The organism is Capnocytophaga stomatis (genome assembly GCF_002302635.1).
GTDB lineage: Bacteria > Bacteroidota > Bacteroidia > Flavobacteriales > Flavobacteriaceae > Capnocytophaga > Capnocytophaga stomatis.
Genome location: NZ_CP022387.1, coordinates 637,768 through 664,202, shown reverse-complemented (window position 1 = coordinate 664,202; position 26,435 = coordinate 637,768). Strand labels below are relative to the sequence as shown.

General features: G+C 37.2%; 21 protein-coding genes, 3 tRNA genes and 3 rRNA genes. 17 read left to right on the top strand and 10 right to left on the bottom strand.

Going from position 1 to position 26,435, the window contains the following annotated elements:
* The first annotated feature begins 82 nt into the window (after positions 1-82).
* Entirely contained in the window at positions 83-1,399 is a 1,317-nt protein-coding gene (locus CGC58_RS02955; RefSeq protein WP_198540744.1) for a methylmalonyl-CoA mutase family protein, read from the top strand.
* Positions 1,363-2,067, top strand: a complete 705-nt coding sequence (locus CGC58_RS02950; protein ID WP_095895044.1) for a hypothetical protein — start codon at positions 1,363-1,365, stop codon at positions 2,065-2,067. Before CGC58_RS02955 ends, CGC58_RS02950 begins: the two co-directional genes overlap by 37 nt.
* A 41-nt stretch (positions 2,068-2,108) precedes the next feature.
* Here the strand turns inward: CGC58_RS02950 and yidC are convergent, their stop codons facing one another.
* From yidC to mgtE, 3 genes are all read right to left on the bottom strand, one after another.
* Entirely contained in the window at positions 2,109-3,989 is a 1,881-nt protein-coding gene (gene yidC, locus CGC58_RS02945) for a membrane protein insertase YidC (protein ID WP_095895043.1), read from the bottom strand.
* A 50-nt stretch (positions 3,990-4,039) separates the two neighbouring features.
* Positions 4,040-5,668, bottom strand: coding sequence for a CTP synthase (locus CGC58_RS02940; RefSeq protein WP_095895042.1), 1,629 nt, complete (start codon positions 5,666-5,668; stop codon positions 4,040-4,042).
* A 255-nt stretch (positions 5,669-5,923) separates the two neighbouring features.
* Positions 5,924-7,279, bottom strand: coding sequence for a magnesium transporter (gene mgtE, locus CGC58_RS02935; protein ID WP_095895041.1), 1,356 nt, complete (start codon positions 7,277-7,279; stop codon positions 5,924-5,926).
* A 542-nt stretch (positions 7,280-7,821) separates the two neighbouring features.
* Between mgtE and CGC58_RS02930 the strand changes: the two genes are divergently transcribed.
* Positions 7,822-8,439 carry a hypothetical protein gene (locus CGC58_RS02930; RefSeq protein WP_095895040.1) on the top strand — a complete coding sequence of 206 codons (618 nt, stop codon included), beginning with the start codon at positions 7,822-7,824 and terminating at the stop codon, positions 8,437-8,439.
* A 116-nt stretch (positions 8,440-8,555) separates the two neighbouring features.
* Here the strand turns inward: CGC58_RS02930 and rsmA are convergent, their stop codons facing one another.
* On the bottom strand, positions 8,556-9,338 hold the full coding sequence (gene rsmA, locus CGC58_RS02925) for a 16S rRNA (adenine(1518)-N(6)/adenine(1519)-N(6))-dimethyltransferase RsmA (protein ID WP_095895039.1): 783 nt from the start codon (positions 9,336-9,338) through the stop codon (positions 8,556-8,558).
* Between the two features lie 34 nt (positions 9,339-9,372).
* A complete protein-coding gene (locus CGC58_RS02920) occupies positions 9,373-9,675 on the bottom strand; it encodes a DUF4286 family protein (RefSeq protein WP_095895038.1) in 303 nt (100 codons plus the stop codon).
* A 620-nt stretch (positions 9,676-10,295) separates the two neighbouring features.
* Between CGC58_RS02920 and CGC58_RS02910 the strand changes: the two genes are divergently transcribed.
* From CGC58_RS02910 to rrf, 5 genes are all read left to right on the top strand, one after another.
* Positions 10,296-11,811 (top strand): 16S ribosomal RNA (locus tag CGC58_RS02910).
* Between the two features lie 71 nt (positions 11,812-11,882).
* Positions 11,883-11,956, top strand: a tRNA-Ile gene (locus CGC58_RS02905).
* Positions 11,957-12,107: 151 nt separating this feature from the next.
* Positions 12,108-12,181: transfer RNA gene (locus tag CGC58_RS02900), tRNA-Ala, on the top strand.
* Positions 12,182-12,381: 200 nt separating this feature from the next.
* Positions 12,382-15,214 (top strand): 23S ribosomal RNA (locus tag CGC58_RS02895).
* 134 nt (positions 15,215-15,348) lie between these two features.
* Positions 15,349-15,456: ribosomal RNA gene (gene rrf / locus CGC58_RS02890) — 5S ribosomal RNA — on the top strand.
* The 16S, 23S and 5S rRNA genes sit together here with 2 tRNA genes alongside, the layout of an rRNA operon.
* 245 nt (positions 15,457-15,701) lie before the next feature.
* Here the strand turns inward: rrf and guaB are convergent.
* From guaB to CGC58_RS02865, 5 genes are all read right to left on the bottom strand, one after another.
* Positions 15,702-17,174: an IMP dehydrogenase gene (guaB, locus tag CGC58_RS02885; RefSeq protein WP_095895036.1), complete on the bottom strand. Its 1,473-nt coding sequence runs from the start codon at positions 17,172-17,174 to the stop codon at positions 15,702-15,704.
* A gap of 92 nt (positions 17,175-17,266) precedes the next feature.
* On the bottom strand, positions 17,267-18,112 hold the full coding sequence (locus tag CGC58_RS02880) for a DUF2911 domain-containing protein (RefSeq protein WP_095895035.1): 846 nt from the start codon (positions 18,110-18,112) through the stop codon (positions 17,267-17,269).
* Positions 18,113-18,153: 41 nt separating this feature from the next.
* Positions 18,154-18,534, bottom strand: a complete 381-nt coding sequence (locus CGC58_RS02875; RefSeq protein ID WP_095895034.1) for a methylglyoxal synthase — start codon at positions 18,532-18,534, stop codon at positions 18,154-18,156.
* A gap of 16 nt (positions 18,535-18,550) precedes the next feature.
* A complete protein-coding gene (locus tag CGC58_RS02870) occupies positions 18,551-19,447 on the bottom strand; it encodes a Ppx/GppA phosphatase family protein (RefSeq protein WP_095895033.1) in 897 nt (298 codons plus the stop codon).
* 80 nt (positions 19,448-19,527) lie between these two features.
* Positions 19,528-19,962: a retropepsin-like aspartic protease gene (locus tag CGC58_RS02865; protein ID WP_095895032.1), complete on the bottom strand. Its 435-nt coding sequence runs from the start codon at positions 19,960-19,962 to the stop codon at positions 19,528-19,530.
* A gap of 183 nt (positions 19,963-20,145) precedes the next feature.
* Here CGC58_RS02865 and CGC58_RS02860 point away from each other — a divergent pair, with 183 nt between their 5' ends.
* From CGC58_RS02860 to CGC58_RS02820, 9 genes are all read left to right on the top strand, one after another.
* Positions 20,146-20,907, top strand: a complete 762-nt coding sequence (locus CGC58_RS02860; protein WP_095897085.1) for a TatD family hydrolase — start codon at positions 20,146-20,148, stop codon at positions 20,905-20,907.
* A gap of 63 nt (positions 20,908-20,970) precedes the next feature.
* Complete coding sequence (locus CGC58_RS02855; protein ID WP_095895031.1) at positions 20,971-22,098, top strand: lysophospholipid acyltransferase family protein; 1,128 nt, start codon at positions 20,971-20,973, stop codon at positions 22,096-22,098.
* Positions 22,099-22,117: 19 nt separating this feature from the next.
* Entirely contained in the window at positions 22,118-23,146 is a 1,029-nt protein-coding gene (locus CGC58_RS02850) for an asparaginase (protein WP_095895030.1), read from the top strand.
* Between the two features lie 61 nt (positions 23,147-23,207).
* Positions 23,208-23,295: transfer RNA gene (locus CGC58_RS02845), tRNA-Ser, on the top strand.
* Between the two features lie 70 nt (positions 23,296-23,365).
* The gene (locus tag CGC58_RS02840) at positions 23,366-24,094 is read left to right on the top strand and encodes a MotA/TolQ/ExbB proton channel family protein (protein WP_095895029.1); all 729 of its coding nucleotides are present in this window, start codon (positions 23,366-23,368) and stop codon (positions 24,092-24,094) included.
* A 36-nt stretch (positions 24,095-24,130) separates the two neighbouring features.
* On the top strand, positions 24,131-24,529 hold the full coding sequence (locus tag CGC58_RS02835; RefSeq protein WP_095895028.1) for a hypothetical protein: 399 nt from the start codon (positions 24,131-24,133) through the stop codon (positions 24,527-24,529).
* A 7-nt stretch (positions 24,530-24,536) separates the two neighbouring features.
* Entirely contained in the window at positions 24,537-25,151 is a 615-nt protein-coding gene (locus CGC58_RS02830; RefSeq protein WP_095895027.1) for an ExbD/TolR family protein, read from the top strand.
* Between the two features lie 14 nt (positions 25,152-25,165).
* On the top strand, positions 25,166-25,645 hold the full coding sequence (locus CGC58_RS02825; protein WP_095895026.1) for an ExbD/TolR family protein: 480 nt from the start codon (positions 25,166-25,168) through the stop codon (positions 25,643-25,645).
* A 142-nt stretch (positions 25,646-25,787) separates the two neighbouring features.
* Positions 25,788-26,318 (top strand): porin family protein, encoded by a 531-nt coding sequence (locus CGC58_RS02820; RefSeq protein ID WP_095895025.1) that lies wholly within the window; start codon positions 25,788-25,790, stop codon positions 26,316-26,318.
* The last annotated feature ends 117 nt before the right edge of the window (positions 26,319-26,435 follow it).

The following is a 26,435-nucleotide window of genomic DNA, read 5'->3' as shown; positions in this document are numbered from 1 at the left end:
TTGAGTGCTAATCATCTCTGTTAAGATTCCAAAAAATGAAATAATTTTCATAACTTTGGAATCTTATTTTTTTATGATAGAAATGTATTTCAAAGATTCTCCAAAAACAACCGCTAAACAGTGGAAACAACGCGTACAGTTTGAACTGCAAGGGGCTGATTATAATGATTTATTGGTTCATAAATCACACGAAGGAATTCCATTACTCCCTTTTTACACTTCTGAAAATAAGCAATTTACATATGAAGTAAATGCAGAACCAAAAGCGATGATTTCACTTTATTGTTCAAATACGGAACAAACGCTTAAGCGGATTAATTTTTGGCTTTCCAAAAACGTTAATCATTTTTTCATAGCCTTACATTTTGAAAAAAATAATTGGAGTGAATTCTTCTCGCAATTACCTGAAAATGGAGTTTATTTTATTGATATTCAGTTATTAGATTTGTTATTTCTTCAAAAGATAAACGAATTAATACAAAATTGTAATCGGGAAATTTTTCTTTGTAATGATTGTATTCATAAATTTCTCAAAAAAGGAAAATGGTTTCAAAATCAAAAATCTGATTTAGAATTAGTTATAAATAATGTTGCTGATAAAAATCCTGTGATTTTTGTAGATACGACATTGTACCAAAACGCAGGAGCAGGAATGATTCAGCAGATAGCCTATGGAGTTTCTCAAGCGATGGAATATTTTAAAAATATATGTAATAAATTTATTATCAATGAATTAAAAATATGTTTTAAAGTTGCGGTAGGAGATAATTTTATGTTTGAAATTTCAAAAATGAGGGCGTTTAGGCAGGTTACAGAAAGTGTTTTTGAAAAATTTGGTAGTAATATAAAAATTTTCTTTATTACCGAAACTTCCAACAGGGGCTTGTCAATCTTGAAATCGAAATATAATGAGAATTACGTTTCCCTTGCCTATGAGAGTGCAATTTTAGGAGGTTCAGATTTTGTGATTCCTAAAAATTCAGTGATTTATAAGAAAAATACACTTGAAAATGAGGTTAATAACATAGAAGAAATACAAAAAATTATTCAAAATAGAAAGGCAGTTTTCTTAAACGGAATGTATAGTTTCGAAACGATTTCTTGTGAAATTGCTAAAAAATCATTGCTATTATTTCAAAATATTGAAAAATCAGGTGGTTTGTTAGAGCAGGTAAAAAATCACACTCTACAGAAAAAGATAAAGGAAAAAGCCCAAGAAGAACAAATTTTATTTGAAAAACAAATAGAAGAAATGAATATTGATTTTCAGTGTTTTGCCTCAAAAGAAGAATGGGAGTTATATCCGTTTGTAAAGCAAAAGCAAGAAAAAACATTGGTGGAACCTTTGATAGAGAAGCGATTATGGGAGAAAATAGAGAAAAGGCAGTTGAAAAAATAATTTCAGAAATTCAAAAAATAAGTCTAAAAAGTTCAAAATCAGGATTTTTAGAAAATGAGTACATAGCAGGATTTCCTCCTTATTTAAGAGGATATCACGCAATGGGAAATTTATTGCAATCTCCTGAATATGAGCCAGTATGTGTGTGGAATGAAGGTTTAATTTTTTGCGAAGAAAAATATGCAGAAGTATTGTTTCACAATTTAGAAGATTTGCTAAATGCTAAAAATATTGATAAAAAATCGATTATTATCACGGAAAAACTCAATTTAAATCAAATAATTGATAATATTAATCAAATAAATTACATTTATCTGTTGTGTGATTTAGAATATCCGTATTTACGAAGTTTTTTTCAACAAATTCCCAAGAAAATACTTCCAAAAATTAGATTTCTGTTGTTTTTTGATGAAAAAGTATTCGATAGAATGGACAAAATAAGAGAAATACGCTCGTTTTATTCTGAAATTATGGAAGAAATGGAGTATTCTTACAAAATCCCGATAGCATCTTACGTAAACACAGTCACGGAGCAGTTATATGCCTTAGCAGCTCAATCCGATGTGTTGTTGTATGATGTAAATAATTTATATTTGAATGATAAGTTAAATCGTTTTCTTATGCAAAACACATTGATTTTAAAGACGATTGACCCTTTCTGGAAATAAAAAAGGCAATTCACAATGAATTGCCTTTTTCTTTATTATTATTATTTTTTCTGTTGAGCTTTGCGTTGTGCTTCAGCTTGTTCCATCATTTCACGCATTTTACGCTGAAAATTACTTTCTTGTTTAGGTTTTTTCTTATTTTCTTCAATTCTGGCGTGAATTTTCTTTTCGTCAATAATCCAATGCTTGATGGCTAACATTATGAAAATGGTAAGTAAATTCGATATGAAATAATATAAACTCAATCCACTGGCATAGTTATTAAAGAAAAATAACATCATAATAGGAGAGAGGTAAATTAAGAATTTCATATTTGGCATTCCCGGTTGTTGCTGTTGCATACTTTGTGACATTGTCATTATTGAGTAAATCAAAATTGCAACCGAAGCTAAGATTGGGAACAAACTCACGTGACTTCCATAAAAAGGAATTGAGAAAGGAAGTTCCAAAACAGCATCGTAGGATGAAAGGTCATCTGCCCACAGAAAAGCCTTTTGTCTTAATCCAAATTCTGTTGGGAAAAAGTTGAAAAGAGCCAAGAAAACAGGAAGTTGTAAAAGTGCTGGAATACAACCACTTAAAGGATTAACGCCCGCTTTTCGGTACAAATCCATTGTTTCTTGTTGGCGTTTCATTGGTTCTTTGTATTTTTCGTTGATTTCCGTGATTTCAGGTCTTAAAACTTTCATTTTTGCCTGCGAAATGTACGATTTGTAAACCATTGGCGAAAGTAATAAACGCACAATAATTGTCATCAAAATAATGCACAAACCAATTGAAAAATAATTAGATAAGAAGTTGAACAAAGGAATAAATAACCATTTATTCAACCAACCGAAAATTCCCCAACCAAGCGGAATTAATTCTGTTAAGTTATAATTTCCTTTTTCGTCGTATTTGTTTAATAAGTTGTAATCACTTGGTCCGAAATAGAAATGCAAAGATTCGTTAATTTCATTTCCTTTTGAAGCAAGAGCAATTTGTGCATTGTAATCTTTGGTGAATTTTACATCTACACCTTCGTCATCGACCAAATTTTTTGATTCGAATTTTCCACTTTCAAACGCATTATCTGAAATTAAGATGGAAGAGAATAAATGTTGTTTAAAAGCTACCCAACGAACATTTTTGTTTTCCTCGCTGTCGTTGCTCCCTTCACTCATTCTGCTTACTTTATCTTCTTCATACAGAGAGGTTAACTGTGTGTATCGATTTTCGTAAGTAACACTTTTTTCCATTCTTCTGGATTTCAAAGCCCAGTCCAACGAAATTTGTCGCGAAGTGTCCAATACTCCTGAAAGACCCTTTGAATGAATTTTAAAATCAACCATATAACCTTCTGAAGGGAGAGCATAAACGTACTCCAAATATTGATTTTCAGAAGTTTTTAATTTCATTGAAACTACTTTCATTCCGTCTTTTTCTGAAACGGAAGACTCAAAGTATAAATCTTTTGTATTCAGATTTTGATTTTGAGTGGTTGTAAAATTGATTGAAAACGATGCATTTTTGTCGTGAATCAAATAAAGTGGCTGAGCGTCATAGGTTTTGAACTCTTTCAAAAGAACCTCTTCAATTTGTCCACCTTTATTGTTGATTGTCAGTTTTAAGTCCTTGTTTTCAAGTATAGTAACCTCCTCTTTAGCAGATGGAAGCGAAGCCGAGTAGGCAAAAGCTCCCAATGAAGATTTATAATTTGCCAAAGTTACTGAATCCGTAGGTACAGAACTGTAAGTAGTTGTATTTTGGGCTTGTGTATCGTTGTTTTGTTTTGCTTTTTCTGCTTCAATACGCTCTTTTTCAGCCTTTTGTTGAGCTATTTCTTGCTCAGTAGGACGATTATTGTACATCATCCACATAAGCAATACGAAAATGAGCACAAACCCAATAATGGTTTTTAAATCAATCTTTTTTTCTTCCATATAATGTTAATTTGTTTGATATTTAAGAGTTTATGTTTATAAATATCAAATTATTTTGAATTAATTTTTTCAAGTTTATTTTTTAGAGCTGCTTTCACAAAGGCTACGAAAAGTGGGTGCGGATTGGCAACTGTACTTTTATATTCAGGGTGATATTGTACACCTACAAACCAAGGATGGTCTTGAATTTCAATAACTTCCACTAAGCCCGTTTCAGGATTAATTCCTGTGCAACGCATTCCAGCTTTTTCTAAAACATCTTTAAATTCATTGTTGAATTCATAACGATGACGATGACGCTCAGAGATATTCTCTTTTCCGTAAGCCTCATATATGTTGCTGTTTTTCAGTAATTTGCAATCCCAAGCACCAAGACGCATTGTTCCGCCTTTATGTGTGATATCTTTTTGATTTTCCATCAAGCTGATAACCGGATATTCCACATCAGGATTCATTTCTGTGGAATTGGCATTCAGTAAGTTAGCTTTATTTCGAGCAAATTCAATAACCGCCATTTGCATTCCTAAACAAATTCCTAAAAACGGAATTTTATTTTCACGTACAAAACGAATTGCCTCAATTTTTCCTTCAATACCTCTGTTTCCAAATCCTGGAGCAACCAAAACTCCGTCTAAATGTCCAAGCTTTTCTTTGATGTTATCAACATCTAAATGCTCGGAATGAATACTTTCCACTTCAACTTTTACCTCATTTTCAGCTCCTGCGTGAATAAATGCTTCTAAAATTGATTTGTATGAATCTTGCAATTCTACATATTTCCCAACAAGCCCGATTTTAATTCGGTTTTTTGGATTTTTGTGTCGTTGTAAGAAAGCATTCCACTGCGTTAAATCAGGTTCTTTTTTGTCAGGCAGAGCCAATTTTTTCAAAGCAACTTTATCCAAACCTTCCAAAAGCATCATATTTGGAACGTCGTAAATTGTTGAAGCATCAATAGATTGGATTACTGCTTCACGTTTTACATTGCAGAACAAAGCTAATTTGTAACGTAAGTCGTCCGAAAGTTCGTGTTCGGTACGGCAAACCAAAATGTCGGCTTTTATTCCGCTTTCCATCAAGGTTTTTACGCTGTGCTGAGTAGGTTTTGTTTTCAATTCGCCCGCGGCTGCCAAAAACGGAACCAAAGTCAAGTGTACTACAATTCCGTTATTCTCGCCCAAATCCCATAACAATTGTCGAACCGATTCAATGTACGGAAGTGACTCAATATCACCAACTGTTCCGCCAATTTCTGTTATAACGATGTCATAATCACCAGTTTGACCAAGTATTTGCATACGTTGCTTGATTTCGTTGGTAATATGCGGAATGACTTGTACGGTTTTTCCTAAAAATTCTCCTCTGCGTTCCTTTTCAATGACACTCTGATAGATACGCCCTGTAGTCACGTTATTAGCTTGTGAGGTATGTACGTTCAAAAAACGCTCGTAGTGACCTAAATCAAGGTCAGTTTCGGCACCGTCCTCAGTAACGAAACACTCGCCGTGTTCATACGGGTTGAGCGTTCCCGGATCGACATTAATATATGGGTCAAACTTCTGAATAGTAACACGATAGCCCCTTGCTTGCAATAATTTGGCAAGTGAAGCCGCAATGATTCCTTTTCCAAGTGAAGACGAGACGCCTCCCGTTACGAAAATATATTTGGTCTTAGCCATTTTATTATGTAGTTGTTTTGATTTTCAATCGGCAAAAGTAGGAATTTTAACTGAAAGCACAAAAGAAAAGAAATAAAGAAAAAGGAATGTTAATTATCATTCAGCTATTTGCTTTTTTTAGATAAATCTTTTTATAAGTTAAATAGATACGATAAAAATTCAAAAAAATATTTTTCTTATTTTGATAATTCTTAAATATGGTTGAAAAATTATTTCACTATTAAAATTTATATAAATAAAAGTATAAGTATTTCTTTAAAAACCTAAAACAATCTTCGCAATGGAAAAGTAAATCAGGATACCTAATACGTCATTACTTGTGGTGATAAACGGACCTGTGGCAACAGCTGGGTCAATCCCTCGTTTGTGCAGGAAAATAGGGATAAAAGTTCCGATGACTGCCGCATTGATTATCACGGTTACTAAGGCAACTGCTACAGTCAGGCTGATAAGATAGCTGGTCTGGAAGGCAAAATGACTAACCAGAATCACCACTGCGGCAATAGCTAACCCATTTATGAGACCCAAAAGAAATTCTTTCAACAACCTGCCCCATATTTCGCCGTCTATGGAATCATTTGCCAGTCCTTGTACTACGATAGCCGATGACTGTACCCCAACGTTCCCTGCCGTTGCCTGAATGAGTGGTATGAAGATTAAAAGCACCGGAAAGCGTTCCATAGCTCCTTGAAAGCCATTGATAATGCTTGCTGCTCCCAGTCCGCCGAACATTCCGATAAGTAGCCAAGGCAGTCGTGCCTTTGTAAGTTTCCAAATGCTATCGTCAGCCTCCACGTCGTGGGTGATACCCGCTGCTAACTGGTAATCTTTTTCTGCTTCCTCTTTGATAACGTCCACCACGTCGTCGATAGTGATGCGTCCGACTAATCTTTTCATCTCATCGACTACCGGAATAGCCTCCAAGTCATATTTTGCCATTATTCGGGCAACATCTTCTGCCGTATCGGTAACATAAACATAATCTACCTTAGGGATATATACGTCTTTTATATTGGAACGCGTAGAAGTGGTTAATAAATCTTTTAGTGAAAGCCTTCCTTTTAATACATCGTTATCATCAACTACGTAAATGGAGTGTACACGCTTTACAAACTCAGCTTGTTCGCGCATTTCCTTTACACATTTGAGTACATTCCAATTCTCATTGACTTTTACTAACTCCTTAGCCATCAATCCCCCTGCGGTATCGTCATCATACCGAAGCAAATCGACGATATCCTTTGCGTGTTCTACGTCTTCGATGTATGAAATAACCTCTGTCTTTCGTTTTTCGGGAAGTTCTGAGATAATATCCACCGCATCGTCCGTATCAAGCTCTATCAACTCATCCGCAATCTCTTTTGCGGACATATTTTCAAGGATTTTGTCTCTGAAATCTTCATCTAACTCCGTAATAACGTCTGATGTCTTTTCCGTATCAAGCAGTCGGATAATATAAATTGCCTCTTTAATATGCAATTCGTGTATAATCTCTGCAATATCAGCGTAGTGCATATCATTGAGTAGCGTCTCCAATTCCTTGTTTCGCTCCTCATTGATGAGTAATTCGATTTGCTCAATAAGTTCATCCGTGAGTTTAAATGTTGACATAGAGTACCTTTGTTATTTTCTTCTGCAAATATAAGTATTTTTACTATTTAATTCAACTCAATAGTTTATATCAAGCTATTTTGTTGATATTTAGTCGTATATGATATTTTTTAAACTTAAAACCTCTTCAATGTAGTAGTATGTATGGTTACTGAAAACACTTCCTCAGCATTACTGATAATTACCTTTGCCAGCTTACTATTGAAGCTTTCTGTTGAATCTACTTTCTTACAAAATGTTGAAAGTCAGTTTATATCATTTTCCAAGTCAAATTGCTTAACTCTATTCACAGAAACTTTTTGCAACTAAAACAATTACCTATATGTTTTAATATCAGCTCACCATAGATAACTTTATGATGTTTATCCTCAATTAGAATAAAATTTTTTAAATTATTGTCAATAATTCAAAAATTTACTGTAATTTTGTTTCCGTAAGGTATTAGTATTATATTTTTTATGATTAAATACGAAATGAAATTACAGAATTTTTATCTTTGTAATAAAAAATTATCTTTCACATAAACAAAAAATATTTTTATTATGAATTTTATTAAAAAAATAGCAGTTTTCATCTTAATTATTGGATTGATTTCTTGCAAGGTAACAAAACCTCAAACTAAAGAAACGAGTTATGTTAAAATGTATAATGATGAGCCTATAACGATTCATTTTTTTGCTCCTCAATACATCGGGAGTGTAGAGCAATTTTATGGTAAATATACAAAAAAAGAGTATTTCACAATAAAAAAGTTGATTGAGGAAAATTTGCAAACTACAATTCCGGACGGAAAGACAATTATTATAAATTTTTCACAGAAAGCTCCAAATTGTTTTGAATATGGGCAAACCCCATCAGACGTTCGTGAAATGGCAAAGAATAGTATTAAAATTTCAAATGAAATCAGTGAAACATATAATGCTATAGATTTTTTTGTTTTTACAGAAGATTTCTTTTTCAAGAATATTTATAAAACTATTGAAAAATATAAATTAGATACGGGATTTTTTCACAAAAATATTTTCACACGCCATCAAAACTGCGGAGCCTTTATAGCGATAAAACCTAATGGTCATTTTTATAAATATTATGGAGAGGACTATTATTCTCAGATGGATGCATTTTTGAGTAATTCAATAAAGTTTACTGATTTGAAATAGTAACACCACGATTTTCTCCATTGACCTTATCTTTTTATTGCTCTTGAGCTTCGCTCAGAGTGATGGATAATTTCTTTTTCTTTAACTCTTTACGCTTTTCCCTTATCCTTTACACTTTATCCTTTATTTTTTGACTCAATCAGATTGGTGATGTATAAAAATTCCTGCCACGAGAGTTGTTCCGGACGCTTATCGAAGATTTTGTTCTGCTTTACTTCTTCATTGGTGAGGAACTGTTTTAAACTGTTGCGAAGCGTTTTTCTTCTTTGATTGAACGCTGTTTTTACTATGTTGAAGAATTTTTTTTCGTCGCAGTCCAGATGATAATTTGCCTTCCGCTGTAGTCGAAGTACTCCACTTTTGACCTTAGGCGGCGGATTGAATACGTTTTCCGACACGGTGAAGAGGTATTCTGCATCATAGAAGGCTTGAGTTAGTACAGATAGGATGCCATACGTTTTACTTCCGGGCTTTTCGCAGATACGCTCCGCCACTTCTTTTTGAAACATTCCACTGAATTCGGGAATATAGTCACGTAATTCGAGAGTTCTGAATATAATTTGCGAAGAAATGTTATAAGGAAAGTTACCTATGACGGCAAATGGCTCACTTCGGAAGTAAGAAAGAATATTGAACTTCAAAAAGTCGCCACTGATGATATTATTTTGTAAGGTCGGGAAGTTTTTTTCGAGATAACTCACCGATTCTTTGTCGATTTCGATAACGTGTACTTCGGTGCCTTTCTTTAAAAGGAATTGTGTGAGCACGCCCATTCCGGGACCTATCTCCAAAACCTTACTATACCCTGAAAGTGAGAGTGTATCGGCAATTTTTTGAGCGATATTGAGGTCTTTCAAGAAATGTTGTCCTAAATGTTTTTTGGCTTTTACCGTTTCCATAGTGATTTGTTGTCTTTTTTAAGTGATTTGTTATTTATAAGGAGATTTCTTTAAGCTCCGTACCGAACATCAGTACTTTATCGCCAAAGTTCTCCATACTTAATTGTTTAAGCGTAGGGATTTCTTTCTTGATGAAGTGAAGTAAATCTTGAGGAGACTCAGTTTCGTGATGGATTGCGTATGTTATATCGTTTTCCATATTCATAATTTTGAAAATCCTCACTGATTTGATTTTGTTTGTTTCATAAACCTTATGGATATATATTTGTTTAATCCAGTCCAGCCATTGATTGTGGATATTTCTCCCTATAACCGCAGTTAAATTATAGATGTACATAAAATTGAATTTTTGCAAAGGTATAAAAAGTTAGTTAGCCGGCAAGATTCAATATTATATATTATGGTGTAAGAAATTATTGTTTCTAAGTTTTTCTTCTTTAGGATTTCTTTATTTGAAAAATTCTTTTTATTTAAATGATTGATTTTAAGTTTTTTGAATTTATTTTCAAAAGATTTTTGCAAAAAACTTGGCAAAAAGTTTGGAGTTTTAGGAAAAAGTATTACTTTTGCACCCGCTTTGAAAGGCTTACGGTGTATAGCTAATAGCAATTAGCCAATAGCTAAAAGCGAAAAAATAAAAAAAGTTCATAAAAATTTTGTGGGAATAAAAAAAGTATTTATCTTTGCACCCGCTTTGAAAGGCTTACGGTGTATAGCTAATAGCAATTAGCCAATAGCTAAAAGCAAAAAATAAAAAAAACTTTCAAAAAGTTTTGGTGGTTTAAAAAAAAGTATTACTTTTGCACCCGCAAATGCAACGAGCTTCTGAAGGGGAGGTGCGTTGCTAAAATGAATAAGACGCATAGTTCATTGATATATTGTTGACAGCACAAAAAAGATTTAAAGAATTAATCCTAGAGTCAATTACTTTATTTGGTTATAATATTAAAGATTTTAACGATGAAGAGTTTGATCCTGGCTCAGGATGAACGCTAGCGGCAGGCCTAACACATGCAAGTCGAGGGGTAGAGTGCTTCGGCACTTGAGACCGGCGTACGGGTGCGTAACGCGTGTACAATCTACCTTTTGCTAAGGGATAGCCCGAAGAAATTTGGATTAATACCTTATAGTATTATTGGATGGCATCATTTAATAATTAAAGCTACGGTGGCAAAAGATGAGTACGCGTCCCATTAGCTAGTTGGAGTGGTAACGGCACACCAAGGCTACGATGGGTAGGGGTTCTGAGAGGGATGTCCCCCACACTGGTACTGAGACACGGACCAGACTCCTACGGGAGGCAGCAGTGAGGAATATTGGACAATGGTCGGAAGACTGATCCAGCCATGCCGCGTGCAGGATGACGGCCTTATGGGTTGTAAACTGCTTTTGTATGGGAAGAATAAGATTTACGTGTAGATTGATGACGGTACCATACGAATAAGCATCGGCTAACTCCGTGCCAGCAGCCGCGGTAATACGGAGGATGCGAGCGTTATCCGGAATCATTGGGTTTAAAGGGTCCGTAGGCGGGCTTATAAGTCAGAGGTGAAAGCACTGAGCTCAACTGAGTAACTGCCTTTGAAACTGTAGGTCTTGAATGGTTGTGAAGTAGCTGGAATGTGTAGTGTAGCGGTGAAATGCATAGATATTACACAGAACACCGATTGCGAAGGCATGTTACTAACAACTTATTGACGCTGATGGACGAAAGCGTGGGGAGCGAACAGGATTAGATACCCTGGTAGTCCACGCTGTAAACGATGGATACTAGCTGTTTGGTAGTAATATTGAGTGGCTAAGCGAAAGTGATAAGTATCCCACCTGGGGAGTACGCACGCAAGTGTGAAACTCAAAGGAATTGACGGGGGCCCGCACAAGCGGTGGAGCATGTGGTTTAATTCGATGATACGCGAGGAACCTTACCAAGGTTTAAATGGGAAACGACGTATCTAGAGATAGATATTTCTTCGGACGTTTTTCAAGGTGCTGCATGGTTGTCGTCAGCTCGTGCCGTGAGGTGTCAGGTTAAGTCCTATAACGAGCGCAACCCCTGCTGTTAGTTGCTAGCGAGTGAAGTCGAGCACTCTAACGGGACTGCCGGTGCAAACCGTGAGGAAGGTGGGGATGACGTCAAATCATCACGGCCCTTACATCTTGGGCTACACACGTGCTACAATGGCCGGTACAGAGAGCAGCCACTGCGTGAGCAGGAGCGAATCTATAAAGCCGGTCACAGTTCGGATCGGAGTCTGCAACTCGACTCCGTGAAGCTGGAATCGCTAGTAATCGGATATCAGCCATGATCCGGTGAATACGTTCCCGGGCCTTGTACACACCGCCCGTCAAGCCATGGAAGCTGGGGGTACCTGAAGTCGGTTGCCGCAAGGAGCTGCCTAGGGTAAAACTAGTGACTGGGGCTAAGTCGTAACAAGGTAGCCGTACCGGAAGGTGCGGCTGGAACACCTCCTTTCTAGAGACGATCCAAATGGAGAGTTGTTAGGGATTTTCTTTAAATCTTGTGCAGTCGATAAAAAAAGATGCAGTCTCATAGCTCAGCTGGTTAGAGCGCTACACTGATAATGTAGAGGTCGGCAGTTCGAGTCTGCCTGGGACTACAAAGGCTGATAGCTATTAGCTAAATGCTAAAAAGTTCATAGAAATAGAATGAAAGGAAATTTTAGAGGTTGTTGCTTTTAAGATAGGTAAGAGTTTTGGGATTGATATAAACTATTCCCTATTGCCTAACCCCTAATACCTGTATAAAAAGGGGAATTAGCTCAGCTGGCTAGAGCGCCTGCCTTGCACGCAGGAGGTCAAGGGTTCGACTCCCTTATTCTCCACAGGGAAAAGGATAAAGGATAAAGTAAAAAGGATAAAAAACTTCAAACTTTTAACTTTACACTTTAAACTTTCGAAAGGTTCATTGACATATTGGGATAAAAAACACGAGAGATCAAATAAGATTGATTAAATCGAGAAAAAAATAAAAGAATCAAAGAGAACGAGGTATGCTTTACTTGAAGTAAAGCAACTACAAGCGCAATAAGTTATGTAAGGGCGTATGGGGGATGCCTAGGCTCTCAGAGGCGAAGAAGGACGTGATAAGCTGCGAAAAGCTGCGGGGATTGGCACATACGAATAGATCCGCAGATATCCGAATGGGGCAACCCACTAGTTTGAAGGACTAGTATCCTTATAAAGGAGGCGAACCCGCTGAACTGAAACATCTAAGTAGGCGGAGGAGAAGAAAACAAAAGTGATTCCGAGAGTAGTGGCGAGCGAAATTGGAACAGCCCAAACCCATGTTGTTACGGCAATATGGGGGTTGTAGGACCCGATGTTGGTTGTTAAATGGAACCGGAAGTGTTTGGAAAGATACGCCATAGAGTGTGATAGTCACGTATGGGTAACGTTTAATAAATCATAGGGAAATCCTGAGTAGGGCGGGGCACGTGGAACCCTGTCTGAATCTGCCGGGACCATCCGGTAAGGCTAAATACTCCTGAGAGACCGATAGTGAACCAGTACCGTGAGGGAAAGGTGAAAAGAACCGTGAATAACGGAGTGAAATAGACCCTGAAACCATACGCTTACAAGCGGTCGGAGCCCTTTTGGGTGACGGCGTGCCTTTTGCATAATGAGCCTACGAGTTACTTTTACCAGCGAGGATAAGTATTTCAGATACGAATTCGTAGCGAAAGCGAGTCTTAATAGGGCGATATAGTTGGTAGTAGTAGACGCGAAACCTGGTGATCTACCCATGGGCAGGTTGAAGCGCTGGTAACACAGCGTGGAGGACCGAACCGGTTGTCGTTGAAAAGACTTCGGATGACCTGTGGGTAGGGGTGAAAGGCCAATCAAACTGGGAAATAGCTCGTACTCCCCGAAATGTATTTAGGTACAGCGTCGTATATAGTTTATTAGAGGTAGAGCTACTGATTGGATGCGGGGGTTTCACCGCCTACCAATTCCTGACAAACTCCGAATGCTAATAAATGTTTTGCGGCAGTGAGGGCATGGGTGCTAAGGTCCATGTCCGAGAGGGAAAGAACCCGGACCATCAGCTAAGGTCCCCAAATATATGCTAAGTTGACCAAACGCGGTCTGACTGCACTGACAGCTAGGATGTTGGCTTGGAAGCAGCCATACATTTAAAGAGTGCGTAACAGCTCACTAGTCGAGCGGTCGGGCATGGATAATACTCGGGCATAAGCATATTACCGAAGCTATGGACTTAATAAATTAAGTGGTAGGGGAGCATTCTAATGGCGTTGAAGGTGAACTGTGAGGTTTGCTGGAGCGATTAGAAAAGAAAATGTAGGCATAAGTAACGATAAGGCAGGCGAGAAACCTGCCCGCCGAAAGATCAAGGTTTCCTCAGCTATGCTAATCAGCTGAGGGTTAGTCGGGGCCTAACGCGAATCCGAATTGGAGTAGTGGATGGACCACAGGTTAATATTCCTGTACTTTCATAACGATAGAAGTGACGGAATGAGGTAAGCTCTGCGTACTGACGGAATAGTACGTTGAAGGTGCTGTTATGGCATTGATAGTACACTAAGGCTTCGGCTGCGGTGATAATGAGCAGATAACGTTTCCAAGAAAAGCGAGTTATGAAACCCGTACCGTAAACCGACACAGGTGATTGGGATGAGAATTCTAAGGCGCTCGAGAGATTCATGGCTAAGGAACTAGGCAAAATAGACCTGTAACTTCGGGAGAAAGGTCGCCTCCCTCCGGGGAGGCCGCAGTGAAAAGGTCCAGGCGACTGTTTATCAAAAACACAGGACTCTGCTAAATTGAAAGATGACGTATAGGGTCTGACACCTGCCCGGTGCTGGAAGGTTAAGAGGAGATGTTAGTTTCGGCGAAGCATTGAATTGAAGCCCCAGTAAACGGCGGCCGTAACTATAACGGTCCTAAGGTAGCGAAATTCCTTGTCGGGTAAGTTCCGACCTGCACGAATGGTGTAACGATCTGGACACTGTCTCAGCCATGAGCTCGGTGAAATTGTAGTATCGGTGAAGATGCCGATTACCCGCAGTGGGACGAAAAGACCCTGTGCACCTTTACTATATCTTCGTATTGGTCTTGGATAAGTGATGCGTAGGATAGGTGGGAGACTTAGAAGCGGCTATTCCGGTAGTTGTGGAGTCGTTGTTGAAATACCACCCTTTGCTTATCTGAGGTCTAACTCCGCATAGAGTGGAGGACAATTCGTGGAGGGTAGTTTGACTGGGGTGGTCGCCTCCAAAAGCGTAACGGAGGCTTCTAAAGGTTCCCTCAGCACGCTTGGTAACCGTGCGTAGAGTGCAATGGTATAAGGGAGCTTGACTGAGAGACTAACAAGTCGATCAGGTACGAAAGTAGAGCATAGTGATCCGGTGGTTCCGTATGGAAGGGCCATCGCTCAAAGGATAAAAGGTACGCCGGGGATAACAGGCTGATCTCCCCCAAGAGCTCACATCGACGGGGGGGTTTGGCACCTCGATGTCGGCTCGTCACATCCTGGGGCTGGAGAAGGTCCCAAGGGTTGGGCTGTTCGCCCATTAAAGTGGCACGCGAGCTGGGTTCAGAACGTCGTGAGACAGTTCGGTCTCTATCTACTGTGGGCGTTAGAAATTTGCGTGGTGCTGACTCTAGTACGAGAGGACCGAGTTGGACCAACCTCTGGTGTATCAGTTGTTCCGCCAGGAGCATGGCTGAGTAGCTACGTTGGGAAGGGATAAGTGCTGAAAGCATATAAGTACGAAACCCGCCACAAGATGAGATTTCTTTTAAGGGTCGTGGGAGATGACCACGTTGATAGGTTACAGGTGTAACGGCAGTAATGTCATAGCCGAGTAATACTAATAACCCGTAGACTTATTGCGTCGCAGATTCTTTTGTGCTGATAGCTTATGGCAGTTGGCGGATAATTAGAACGTGTTTTTTATCCTAGTATGTTAACATATTATAGTGGAAGTATGGCTAATGCCTGTTGCCTAATGGCTCTTCCCTAAAGACTTAAGGTGGTTATAGCGAAAGGTCTCACCTCTTACCATTCCGAACAGAGCAGTTAAACCTTTTAGCGCAGATGGTACTACGCAAGTGGGAGAGTATGTCGCCGCCTTCTTTAAGTTAAAACTCCAATCAGAGATGATTGGAGTTTTTTTGTTTTTTAAGGGGGGTAGAGTGTTTCTGCGGCCGCACACTACCTTCTTTTAGAAACTTCAAGAGGAATCTTGAGGTTTTTTGTTTTTTTGAGGGTTAAGATTCTGTAAGATATCTTAAAATATTAGGAGAGTTTATTAGAGTCTTAAGGGAAATAAAAAACAGCCTTAAAATTAGGCTGTTTTCTCATATAATTATAATATTTTATTACCTCGAGTAATTAGGAGCTTCTTTTGTGATGGTAATATTATGTGGGTGGCTTTCCGCTATACCGCTTGCTGTTATTCTTACAAAACGTCCAGTTTCTTGGAGAGTTTTAATATCTTTAGCTCCGCAGTATCCCATTCCTGCACGTAGTCCTCCTATGAACTGATGCATACTTTCTTGCAATTCACCCTTGTATGCCACTCGCCCTACAATTCCTTCGGGAACTAATTTTTTGATGTCGTCTTCAACATCTTGGAAATAGCGGTCTTTACTTCCTTGTTTCATAGCTTCAACAGAACCCATTCCACGATAAGACTTGTATTTTCTTCCTTCAAAAATAATCGTTTCTCCCGGAGATTCCTTAGTTCCTGCTAAAAGTGAGCCTAACATAACGCAATCTGCTCCTGCTGCAATTGCTTTAACAATATCGCCTGTATAGCGGATACCTCCATCAGCGATAACAGGAACGCCAGAGCCTTTCAGTGCATTGGCAACTCCCATTACAGCAGAAAGTTGTGGATATCCGACACCAGCAACAACTCTTGTTGTACAAATAGAACCAGGTCCTATTCCTACTTTAACAGCATCAGCTCCATTTTGAGCCAAAAAGATAGCAGCCTCAGGGGTTGCAATATTTCCAACAACGACATCTAATTCAGGGAATTTCGCCTTAACAGCTTTCAAAACTGAAACAACTCCCTGAGTATGTCCGTGAGCAGTATCAATGATTACGGCATCTACTCCAGAGGCAACCAAAGCTGTTGCACGTTCTACGGCATCAGCGGTGACGCCTAATGCAGCAGCAACACGTAGTCTGCCATAGGAATCTTTGTTTGAAATAGACTTTTCTTGCAGATTAGCAATATCACGGAAGGTAATAAGCCCAACCAATTTATTGTTTTTATCAACTACAGGAAGTTTTTCAATTTTATTTTTTTGTAAAATTTTCTCAGCATCTTTCATTGAAGTTCCTTCATTTGCCGTAATTAAATTTTCGGAAGTCATAACTTCAATTATAGGACGATTTCCATCTTGTTCAAAACGTAAATCACGATTGGTAACAATTCCTTTTAAGATTCCGTTTTCATCAACAATAGGAATTCCGCCAATGCTGTTTTCTTTCATACTTTTCTGAGCATCTGCTACTTTTGCACCCATATGAAGCGTTACAGGATCAATAATCATTCCGCTTTCGGCTCTTTTTACCTTGCGAATTTGCATTGCCTGCTCATCAATTGTCATATTTTTATGCAAAACTCCGATACCGCCCTCACGAGCCATAGCAATAGCCATAGCAGCTTCCGTAACAGTATCCATAGCCGCCGAAATGATAGGGACATTCAATGAAATGTTTTTGGTAAATTGTGTTGTGATAGAAACGTCTCTTGGTAATACTTCAGAGTAATTAGGAATAAGAAGTACGTCATCGTAGGTTAAGCCTTCACCTACTATTTTATTTTGTTGAAGATTCATAATGCAACTTGAAATTTAGTTGCGTGCAAATGTACATCTTTTTTTAGAAATAAAAAAACGGGTTGTTTATTTTCACAACCCGCTTTCGTGTATTATTTTTTCTTCCAATTTGTAATATTGTGTTCTAATGCTTTCACATAACCTTCGTTTCCAGCTTTTTTTGCGGCTTCCAATGCCTTTTCAGCTGTTTTGATGGCTTCTTTGTAGTTTTTCAAAGCACCTTGAATATCTGACTTCAATTTCAAAACCCAATAAGCATTAGGATTGAGTTCGGCAGCTTTAACAGACCATTCCAATGCCTTGTTCAAATCAATATTTTCTTCAAAATAATAGCTTGCGGCTCTGTGATAGTCGCTGGCAGTTGGTCCGTTCATAGTTTTTCCGATACTTTCCATAACGGCACTTCGTGTATTTACTTTGATTGGAACTTTTACTAAAATGTTATCCCAAGCCAAAGTTAACATCACGTCATTATTTCTGATATCATCAAATCCAATAGAAAAAGTTTCAATTTTCGGGCTGATATTTTCTGGCTTAACAACAGTTTCAGCCACAACTTTTGAAGCATCATAATTCTTTCCCGGGTCGCCCCAAAGCTGGTATTCTTCATACAAAAATACTTTCCATTGATTTGCTTCCGGAATTGAATAAAGAGCGTATTTTCCCGCTTTGATTTCTTTATTTCCGAATGTAACTGCTGTTGAAAACTCAATAACAGTAGCAGCATTAGCTCCCGTACGCCAGATTTTTCCGTAAGGAACCAAATCTCCGAAAATCGCTCTTCCTTTTACTGAAGGACGAGAATAAGTTACACTGATGTCGGTTAGCCCTACCGTCTGGTTTACGGAAGATTTTGGACTTGCATCGGGGGTTTTTAGCTGGGCAAAACAAATGTTTAGCGAAAATAAAACGAGTGTTGATGTAAGTAATTTTTTCATATTCTGTGTGTTAAGATTAATAAAATTACGTGTGTGTTTGATTAGTTTTTGTTGTCTCCTGCCAATCCTTTCAGAACGAGTTCCGCAGTAGCAGGATTGGTGGCAATAGGAATATTATGGACATCACATATTCGCATAAGCATCAGAATATCAGGTTCGTGAGGATGCTTGTCCAAAGGGTCTCTGAAAAAGAAAACACCTTGGATTTTTCCTTCAACGATTTGTGCGGCGATTTGTGCATCTCCTCCTTTGGGACCAGAGAGTACTCTTTCAACCTCAAATCCCGCATTTTGAGCGTGTTGCCCTGTGGTTCCAGTTGCAATGATTTGAATATTTGCCGAATGGAGAATTTTTAAATTTTTCATCAAAAAGGAGACCATTTCTGCTTTTTTTCCGTCGTGTGCAATAACTGCTAATTTCATTGTATATTGGTTTTTATTATTTTGATACACCGTTGTAATATATGGTTTTTATGATTCCGTCAGCCAGCCCTATTCTTGGTACGTGGATTGTTTTAGCTTGTCCCCATTTCATTGCGTTGATGTACACTTGAAGAGCGTAAAGGATTACGTCCGCACGGTCGGGGTTGAATCCTAAAATGCGAATTCTTTCTTCATAGGTAAAGGAAGATAGATACTTTAAATAGTCCTTTAAATATTTGTATGATAGAGGCTTGCCTTCTTTTTTTTCTGAATTTTTAAATATTTTATTGATATTTCCTCCCGAACCGATGGCTTCAATTGAAGAAATATTTTTGGTATTTTCTTTAATCCAATCTTCGGCTTCTTTCCACATTTTTGAACTAACCATACCGTCCAAAAGGCGAACAGTACCTATGGGAAAAGAACGTGAATTGATTATTTTTCCGTTCACAAAAACTGTGAATTCAGTGCTTCCTCCACCAACGTCAATGTACAAATAGGATTTGCCTTGTTTTTCTATAAGTGAGTGTATATCAGTAGATGCGATGATTTTTGCTTCTTCCGAGCCATCAATAATTCGGATTTTAACGCCCGTTTTTTTGAATATTTTTTCAACGATTTCTTGTCCGTTGGAAGCTTCTCGCATTGCAGAAGTGGCACAAGCCATATATTTTTCCACTTTATTTACTTTCATCAGTAAATCAAATGCTTGCATTGAATCGGAAAGGCGAGAGGTGTTTTCTTCTGAAATTTGTCCGTCCAAAAAAACATCGGCTCCCAAACGAATAGGAACGCGAACCAAACTGCTTTTTTTGAATGTTGGGGTTTTGTTTTCTGATTCTAATACGTTGGATATTAATAATCTAACTCCGTTAGAACCAATGTCAATAGCTCCTAATTTTTTTATCTTCATTTTGTTGTTGGTTTTATAGTTAATGCAAATCTAATTAAAAAAATGATATTTGTTTAAATATTTTTGAATTTTATGCAGATTTATTTCAAAAACAATCTTTTTTTTGGATAATCAATGATGGCTTTTCCTGTTTTTAGAATATCTGCACCAATAATTCCGTGAACCGGCGAAATATTATGTTGTGTTAAAGCGAAATTCACGTGCGTTAAATCAAAAAGGACGATGGGCATTTTTTTGCGTTTCCACTCTCCGATTTCAAACAAATTGGTTTTTGATATTTGCGTTTCCATTTCGCTGGCTCCCGCTCCTGAGGCTTTTACCTCTGAAAATTCAGTTTTCAGATTGAAATGTTCAATGCTGTCCAACCCCAAGCAAGTGTTTGAAGCTCCCGTATCTAAAATGAATTTCCCTTCTATTCCGTTTATTTTGGCTTGAATTTCAAAATGTTGTGTAATGGTTGGATTCAGAGGAATTGCCACATATCCCTGACTTGTAAGTAATTGTTTTAAATTCATAATTTATTTGAAAAAAGTAAATTAAGTTTGGACGCAAAAGTACAATTTTTTTAACATTTATTTGAATATTCATAAATATAATTGATGCAAATCTTCCTTATTTGTACTTTTAAAGAGAAACTTTTGGTTTGTTATTTTTTATATTTTTGCAAATCGAAAAAAGAAGATATTTATTTTATGATAATTACAGATACGCACGCACATTTGTACAGCAATGCTTTTGATGAAGACCGCAAAGAGATGATACAGAGGGCAATAGATTTGGGAATTACCCGATTTTTCATTCCGGCGATTGATTCTTCCTATACCGAAAGTATGTTCGTCTTGAAAAAAGATTTTCCTGATAATGTTTTCTTAATGAATGGGTTGCATCCGTGTGATGTTAAAGAAAATTACAAAGAAGAGCTTATCCACGTTGAGAAACTAATGGATGAACATCCTTTTTGTGCCATTGGTGAAATTGGGATAGATTTGTATTGGGATAAAACTTTTTTGGCAGAACAACAAGAAGCTTTCCGCTGGCAGATTCAGCTGGCAAAAAAGCATAATTTGCCCATCGTGATTCATTGCAGAGATGCATTTGATGAGATTTTTGAAGTGTTGGAAACAGAAAAGGACGAAAAACTTTTCGGGATTTTTCATTGTTTCACAGGTACGGAAGAACAAGCCAAAAGAGCAATTGGATATAATTTGAAATTAGGAATTGGAGGAGTAGTTACGTTTAAAAACGGCAAGATAGATACTTTTTTAAATAAGATAGGTTTGGAACACATTGTGTTGGAAACCGACTCGCCATATTTGGCTCCCGTTCCTTACAGGGGCAAACGTAATGAAAGTGCTTATATCATTGAAGTTTTAAAGAAAGTAGCAAGCCTTTATCAGCTTCCTTTGGAGGAAGTGGCTCACATAACAACCGAGAACTCCAAAAAAATTTTTAGCCTTTAGCATTGTTTAATGAAAAAAAAATCGTTCCTTTGCTATCCGTTACAACCATAAAACAATAAAAAGTTGGATTATTTTAAATCAATTCGTCCTTATTATGACCGTGAAGTAGCAGAAGTGCTACACAAGATAAAAGACCATTCTTTTATGAAGGCGATGTTGGGCTATGGTTTTCCTCAGTTTTCGGAACAAGAAAGGCTTGAATTGCTGTGTTCTTGCAAATCTATTTTTGAATTTCAAACCAAAATAATGTACAAAGTGGTAAAAAAAGCAATGGAAAAAAGCATTGCCGAATTTACGCACGAAGGGTTTGATAAACTAAGTCCTGAAAAGGCTTATATGTTCATTTCCAACCATAGAGATATTGTTCTTGATACTTCATTGTTGAATGTTACCCTGCACGATTATAATCTGAAAATGACGGCTTCGGCAATAGGGGATAATTTAATCAAAAAGGAGTTTCTGCAAAGGCTCGCTATGCTGAATAGAAATTTCATTATTTACAGAAATCTTCCGCCGAGAGAAGCTTTGGAACGTTCTAAAATTGTTTCAGAATATATAAAATATTGTATCTGTGAGGATAATCGTTCCGTTTGGAGTGCCCAACGCGAAGGACGCACTAAAGATGGAGATGACCGAACTCAACAAGGTGTATTGAAGATGCTTTCTTTAGCTACTCCACAGGGTGTCTCTACTTTGCAGTATTTCAAGCAGTTGAATATTGTTCCAATTTCTATTTCATATGAATTTGACCCAACGGATATGTTAAAAATACCCGCTTTGATGGCACAACATTATGGAGTAGAGTATGTTAAGTCAAAAAAAGAAGATTTTGAAAACATCTTACAAGGCTGGATGGGGCAAAAAGGACGCGTGCATATGTCTGTCGGAAAACCTCTGAGTGAAGAACTTGACCAAATTGAGAGGGAACATAGCCACATAAATAAGCAGTTGCAAGTTTTAGCTGAATATTTAGATGAGTTTATCCACAAGCAATATAAACTTTTTCCGGCAAATTATATTGCCTATGATTTGCTAAATGATACGGACAAATACAAGGAATTTTATAATGAAAAGGAATTTCGGCAATTTGAAAGAAGAATGCACAATCGCACCAAATCAGAAGATGCTATTTCGCAGAAAAAATATTTGGAGATGTACGCCAATCCGGTGAAAAACAAATATAGTTATTAGCTCAATTTTTGATTAGAGAATGGAAACGGAAAGCTCAAAGATACTACTAATATATACGGGTGGAACTATCGGGATGATAAAAGATTACGAAACAGGCGTTTTGAAGGCGTTTGAATTTGAGAATATTTATCATCGCATTCCCGAACTGTCACATTTGGATTGCTTGATTGATTCGGTGTCATTTGAAAAGGCGATTGATTCATCTGATATGAATCCGGAGCATTGGGTAAACATCGCGGAAACCATAGAGAAAAACTACGATAATTACGATGGTTTTGTAGTTTTGCACGGAAGTGACACAATGAGCTACTCGGCATCAGCACTGAGTTTTATGCTTGAAGGGCTTTCAAAACCTGTAATTTTTACCGGCTCGCAATTACCGATAGGAGATTTGCGTACTGATGCTAAGGAGAATTTGATAACCTCCATCCAATTGGCGGCATTGAAAGAAAATGGCGAATCCGTAATTAAGGAGGTGGGCTTGTACTTTGAATATAAGTTATATCGTGGTAACAGAACTACAAAAATTAATGCGGAAAACTTTCAGGCTTTCGTTTCGATTAATTACCCAACTCTTGCAGAAAGTGGTGTACATCTGAAAGTTATGAAAGAAAATCTGTTGCCTGAAAAACCAAATGTTAAGCTAAAAGTCTGGAAAGAATTTGACCAAAACGTAGCTATAATAAAATTGTTCCCGGGTATTACGGAGAAAATTTTGAACGGAATTTTTAATATTTCAGGCTTAAAAGCGGTAGTTTTAGAAACGTATGGTTCGGGCAATGCTCCTACTGAAGGTTGGTTTTTGAAAAGCCTTGAGGCAGCCATCGAAAAAGGTATTCATATAGTAAATGTAACACAATGTTCAGGCGGAAGTGTTATTTTAGGCAAATATGAAGCCAGTGAGTATCTGAGAAAAATAGGAGTAATTAACGGAAAAGACATCACAACGGAGGCAGCAATCGTAAAATTGATGATTTTGTTGAAAAAAAATATTTCTTCTAATTTATTCAAAATCAAGTTTGAAGAAAATATAAGTGGAGAAATTTAATAAAAAGTTAGCGTTTTTCTTTCTCAATAGAAAAAAAATTCGTTATTTGGCATTCTGAAATAGAGAGGTGTCCGAGTGGTTGAAGGAGCACGCCTGGAAAGTGTGTATACGTCAAAAGCGTATCGAGGGTTCGAATCCCTTCCTCTCTGCTTACATAAAATAATGTAATTTAACCATTAAAATAATTATTAATTAACTAACAAATTAAAAAGATTAAACATGAAAAAAATGACATCTAAGCTGTTATTTGCAGCTATGCTAATTTTGAATGTCGCTATGGTTAGCGCACAAGAGGTTGAAAGTGCGGAAGCATCAAAAGGTTTTCACCAAATTTTAAAAGAGCGTTTCATTGAGGGAGGTCCTGCATTTATGGGGGTTGTATTACTCTGTTTGATTTTAGGATTGGCAGTAGCGATAGAGCGTATCATTTACTTGAACTTGGCTACTACAAATACTAAAAAGTTAGTGGCTGAAGTTGAAACAGCTTTGGACAACGGAGGAATTGAGGCTGCTAAAGAAGTTTGCCGCAATACAAAAGGACCTGTTGCTTCTATTTTCTATCAAGGTTTAGACCGTTCAAGCGAAGGAATTGAAATGGTTGAAAAATCAGTAATCGCTTATGGTGGTGTTCAAATGGGACAATTGGAGAAAAACGTATCTTGGGTTTCTTTATTTATCGCCGTTGCTCCGATGTTAGGGTTTATGGGAACGGTAATCGGGATGATTCAGGCGTTCGATAAAATTAGTGCTGCGGGTGGTCTTGATGCTTCTTTGATTGCAGGAGATATCAAAGTTGCGTTGTTGACAACGGTATTCGGACTTATCGTAGCTATTATCCTTCAAGTTTTCTACAACTACATCGTTGCTAAAATTGATGCAATCGTGAATGATATGGAAGATGCTTCTATCTCATTGGTGGATTTGTTGGTAGCAAAACAAAAAAGATAAGAAACAAGTTTTATTAAATTAAAGAAATTTTAGATTATGTACAAAATATCAAAAATAGGTGCTTTAGCATTAGGGGTGTTAGGAGCATTGCTTTGGATTTTGTTAGTCTCTTCAGATACGACTAACCCAAGCGAGGCAATTAACAATACTCCTATGCAGTGGATGTTTATTGTATCGTATGTTTTGCTTGCTGTGGCTATTTTGGTAGCTGTTATTTCAGGAGCGAAAAACGTATTATCATCTCCGAAAGCATTGAAAAAAACACTTATCTACACAGGAGTTTTCGTAGCTATCATAGGTTTGTCATACGCTTTTGCCGGTGGCGATGGAACTGAGAAATTGGTAAGTGCAGGTTTAATTTCATTCTATATCCTTACAACGGTGGCTGTAGGCTTGTTGGTTGTTTCAGGGGTGAAGAATGCACTAATAAAATAATTGAAATATGGCAAGAAGAGGAATACCTGAGGTAAATGCGGGTTCAATGGCTGACATTGCATTCTTGTTGTTGATATTCTTCTTGGTAACGACAACAATTGAAACCAATGCGGGTATTACCACGAAGTTACCTCCAAAGCTTCCAGTTGATATGCCACCTCCACCACCTGTAAAAGAGAAAAACGTGTTGGTTGTGGTAGTGAATAAAAACAATCAATTGTTAGTGAATAACCAATTGATGGAGTTGAAAAATGTAAGAAAAACAGCTGTTGAATTTTTGGATAATGGCGGAGACGGAACTTGTGCTCACTGTAAAGGAGCTAAAAACCCTCTTTCATCAGATAATCCGGAGAAAGCAGTAATTTCACTTCGAAATGACCGTGAAACATCTTACAAAACGTACATTGCTGTTCAAAATGAGCTGATAGCTGCATACAATGAGCTTCGTGAGCGTGAGCGTAAACGCTTATTCCCTGAAGAGGTATCATATATGGAGATGGATGCAGAGTTTAATGCAGCAAGAACTCCGAGAAGTCGTAAGGACGTACTGGAAGGAAAAATCAAGAAGTTACAGGAATTATTTCCAAGAAAATTATTGGAAACAGCTCCTAAGAAAAACTAAAAATCAGAAACAAAATGTCTAAATTTACAAAAAAGAAAAGTGGAGAATTGCCACCAGTTTCAACGGCATCGTTACCTGATATTGTTTTTATGCTTTTGTTCTTCTTTATGACAGTAACGGAGATGAAAGATAGCGATTTGATGGTTCATAATAAGGTGCCAACAGCTGACCAAGTTCAAAAACTTGATAAAAAAGACCCGGTGGTTTATATATATGCAGGGAAACCTCTTGAAAAATACCAAGATAAATTTGGTTCTAATGCAAAAATTCAAATTAATGATAAATTTGCAGATGTATCAGAGGTAGCTCCTTTCATACTACAATACAGAGATGGAATCCGTGAAGAGTTACGCGATATTTTCATCACTGCATTGAAAGTAGATGCAGAAACAAATATGGGATTAGTTAGTGATATTAGAGAAAAATTACAAGAGGTTAATGCCTTGAAATTAACTTATATCACAAGAGAAGGCTCTCCACTGGAACAAAAATAGAAGTAAAATTCTATAATTCATATCGTAAAAAAGAGATGAGATTTTTCCTTATCTCTTTTTTATTTTTTAACCGTAAGATATATTTCTTTAATATTACGAAAAAAATACTATCTTTGTCGCGATATTATTAATACACTTGTAGATGAAAAAAATTATTATCGTATGTTTGGTGCTTTTCTCTTTAAAAGCATTTGCACAGGATACTCAAAGTTATCCTAAGCACGAAGTGAAATTGAATATTTTTAATGCGATTGCTATAGCTTCAATTGAAGTTGGGTATGAGTATTTTGTTGGGTTTAATCAATCTATCGAAGGAGAGTTATTTTTCAATGATAGATTTTCGTATTTTCCTAAAAAGGACGGAAAATTCAAGGCAACAAGCTTTAAATTAGGATACAACTATTATTTTGATTTGGATAATTTGTCAGGACCTTATATAAATCCTTTTATCAAAACACGTTTTGGGGAATTTAAAAACAATGATAAAGAAATAACAAATCTGGATAGTTTCATTTTAGGAATAGGGGTAGGATATTTGTGGAACTACAATGATACTTTTGTTGTGGCTCCTTACATAAACATAGCACGTAACTTTGGAAAAGGAGTTACTGATAATAACTATTTCTGGGCGGTTGAGCCTAATGCAGGGCTTAAAATAGGTTACAGATTTTAAGAAAAAGAATCCGATTTAAATATTTAAAAATTAGAAACTTTGTTTGAGTTTTTGAACTTGAGCAAGGTTTTCTTTTTATGATAAAACTTTTAATTTTTACGCTTTGAGGTATGAGCT

Bases quoted from the DNA above. Each gene is read 5' to 3' on its own strand.
- CGC58_RS02875 (WP_095895034.1), bottom strand. From the start codon at position 18,534: ATGAAATTAGCAGTTATTGCACACGACGGAAAAAAAGCAGAAATGGTC.
- CGC58_RS02940 (WP_095895042.1), bottom strand. From the start codon at position 5,668: ATGGCTAAGACCAAATATATTTTCGTAACGGGAGGCGTCTCGTCTTCA.
- CGC58_RS02950 (WP_095895044.1), top strand. From the start codon at position 1,363: ATGGGAGAAAATAGAGAAAAGGCAGTTGAAAAAATAATTTCAGAAATT.
- CGC58_RS02865 (WP_095895032.1), bottom strand. From the start codon at position 19,962: ATGAATTTAAAACAATTACTTACAAGTCAGGGATATGTGGCAATTCCT.
- CGC58_RS02930 (WP_095895040.1), top strand. From the start codon at position 7,822: ATGAATTTTATTAAAAAAATAGCAGTTTTCATCTTAATTATTGGATTG.
- CGC58_RS02880 (WP_095895035.1), bottom strand. From the start codon at position 18,112: ATGAAAAAATTACTTACATCAACACTCGTTTTATTTTCGCTAAACATT.
- CGC58_RS02840 (WP_095895029.1), top strand. From the start codon at position 23,366: ATGAAAAAAATGACATCTAAGCTGTTATTTGCAGCTATGCTAATTTTG.
- rsmA (WP_095895039.1), bottom strand. From the start codon at position 9,338: ATGGAAACGGTAAAAGCCAAAAAACATTTAGGACAACATTTCTTGAAA.
- CGC58_RS02955 (WP_198540744.1), top strand. From the start codon at position 83: ATGTATTTCAAAGATTCTCCAAAAACAACCGCTAAACAGTGGAAACAA.
- CGC58_RS02920 (WP_095895038.1), bottom strand. From the start codon at position 9,675: ATGTACATCTATAATTTAACTGCGGTTATAGGGAGAAATATCCACAAT.
- CGC58_RS02825 (WP_095895026.1), top strand. From the start codon at position 25,166: ATGTCTAAATTTACAAAAAAGAAAAGTGGAGAATTGCCACCAGTTTCA.
- CGC58_RS02835 (WP_095895028.1), top strand. From the start codon at position 24,131: ATGTACAAAATATCAAAAATAGGTGCTTTAGCATTAGGGGTGTTAGGA.
- CGC58_RS02850 (WP_095895030.1), top strand. From the start codon at position 22,118: ATGGAAACGGAAAGCTCAAAGATACTACTAATATATACGGGTGGAACT.
- CGC58_RS02870 (WP_095895033.1), bottom strand. From the start codon at position 19,447: ATGAAGATAAAAAAATTAGGAGCTATTGACATTGGTTCTAACGGAGTT.
- guaB (WP_095895036.1), bottom strand. From the start codon at position 17,174: ATGAATCTTCAACAAAATAAAATAGTAGGTGAAGGCTTAACCTACGAT.
- yidC (WP_095895043.1), bottom strand. From the start codon at position 3,989: ATGGAAGAAAAAAAGATTGATTTAAAAACCATTATTGGGTTTGTGCTC.
- CGC58_RS02830 (WP_095895027.1), top strand. From the start codon at position 24,537: ATGGCAAGAAGAGGAATACCTGAGGTAAATGCGGGTTCAATGGCTGAC.
- mgtE (WP_095895041.1), bottom strand. From the start codon at position 7,279: ATGTCAACATTTAAACTCACGGATGAACTTATTGAGCAAATCGAATTA.
- CGC58_RS02820 (WP_095895025.1), top strand. From the start codon at position 25,788: ATGAAAAAAATTATTATCGTATGTTTGGTGCTTTTCTCTTTAAAAGCA.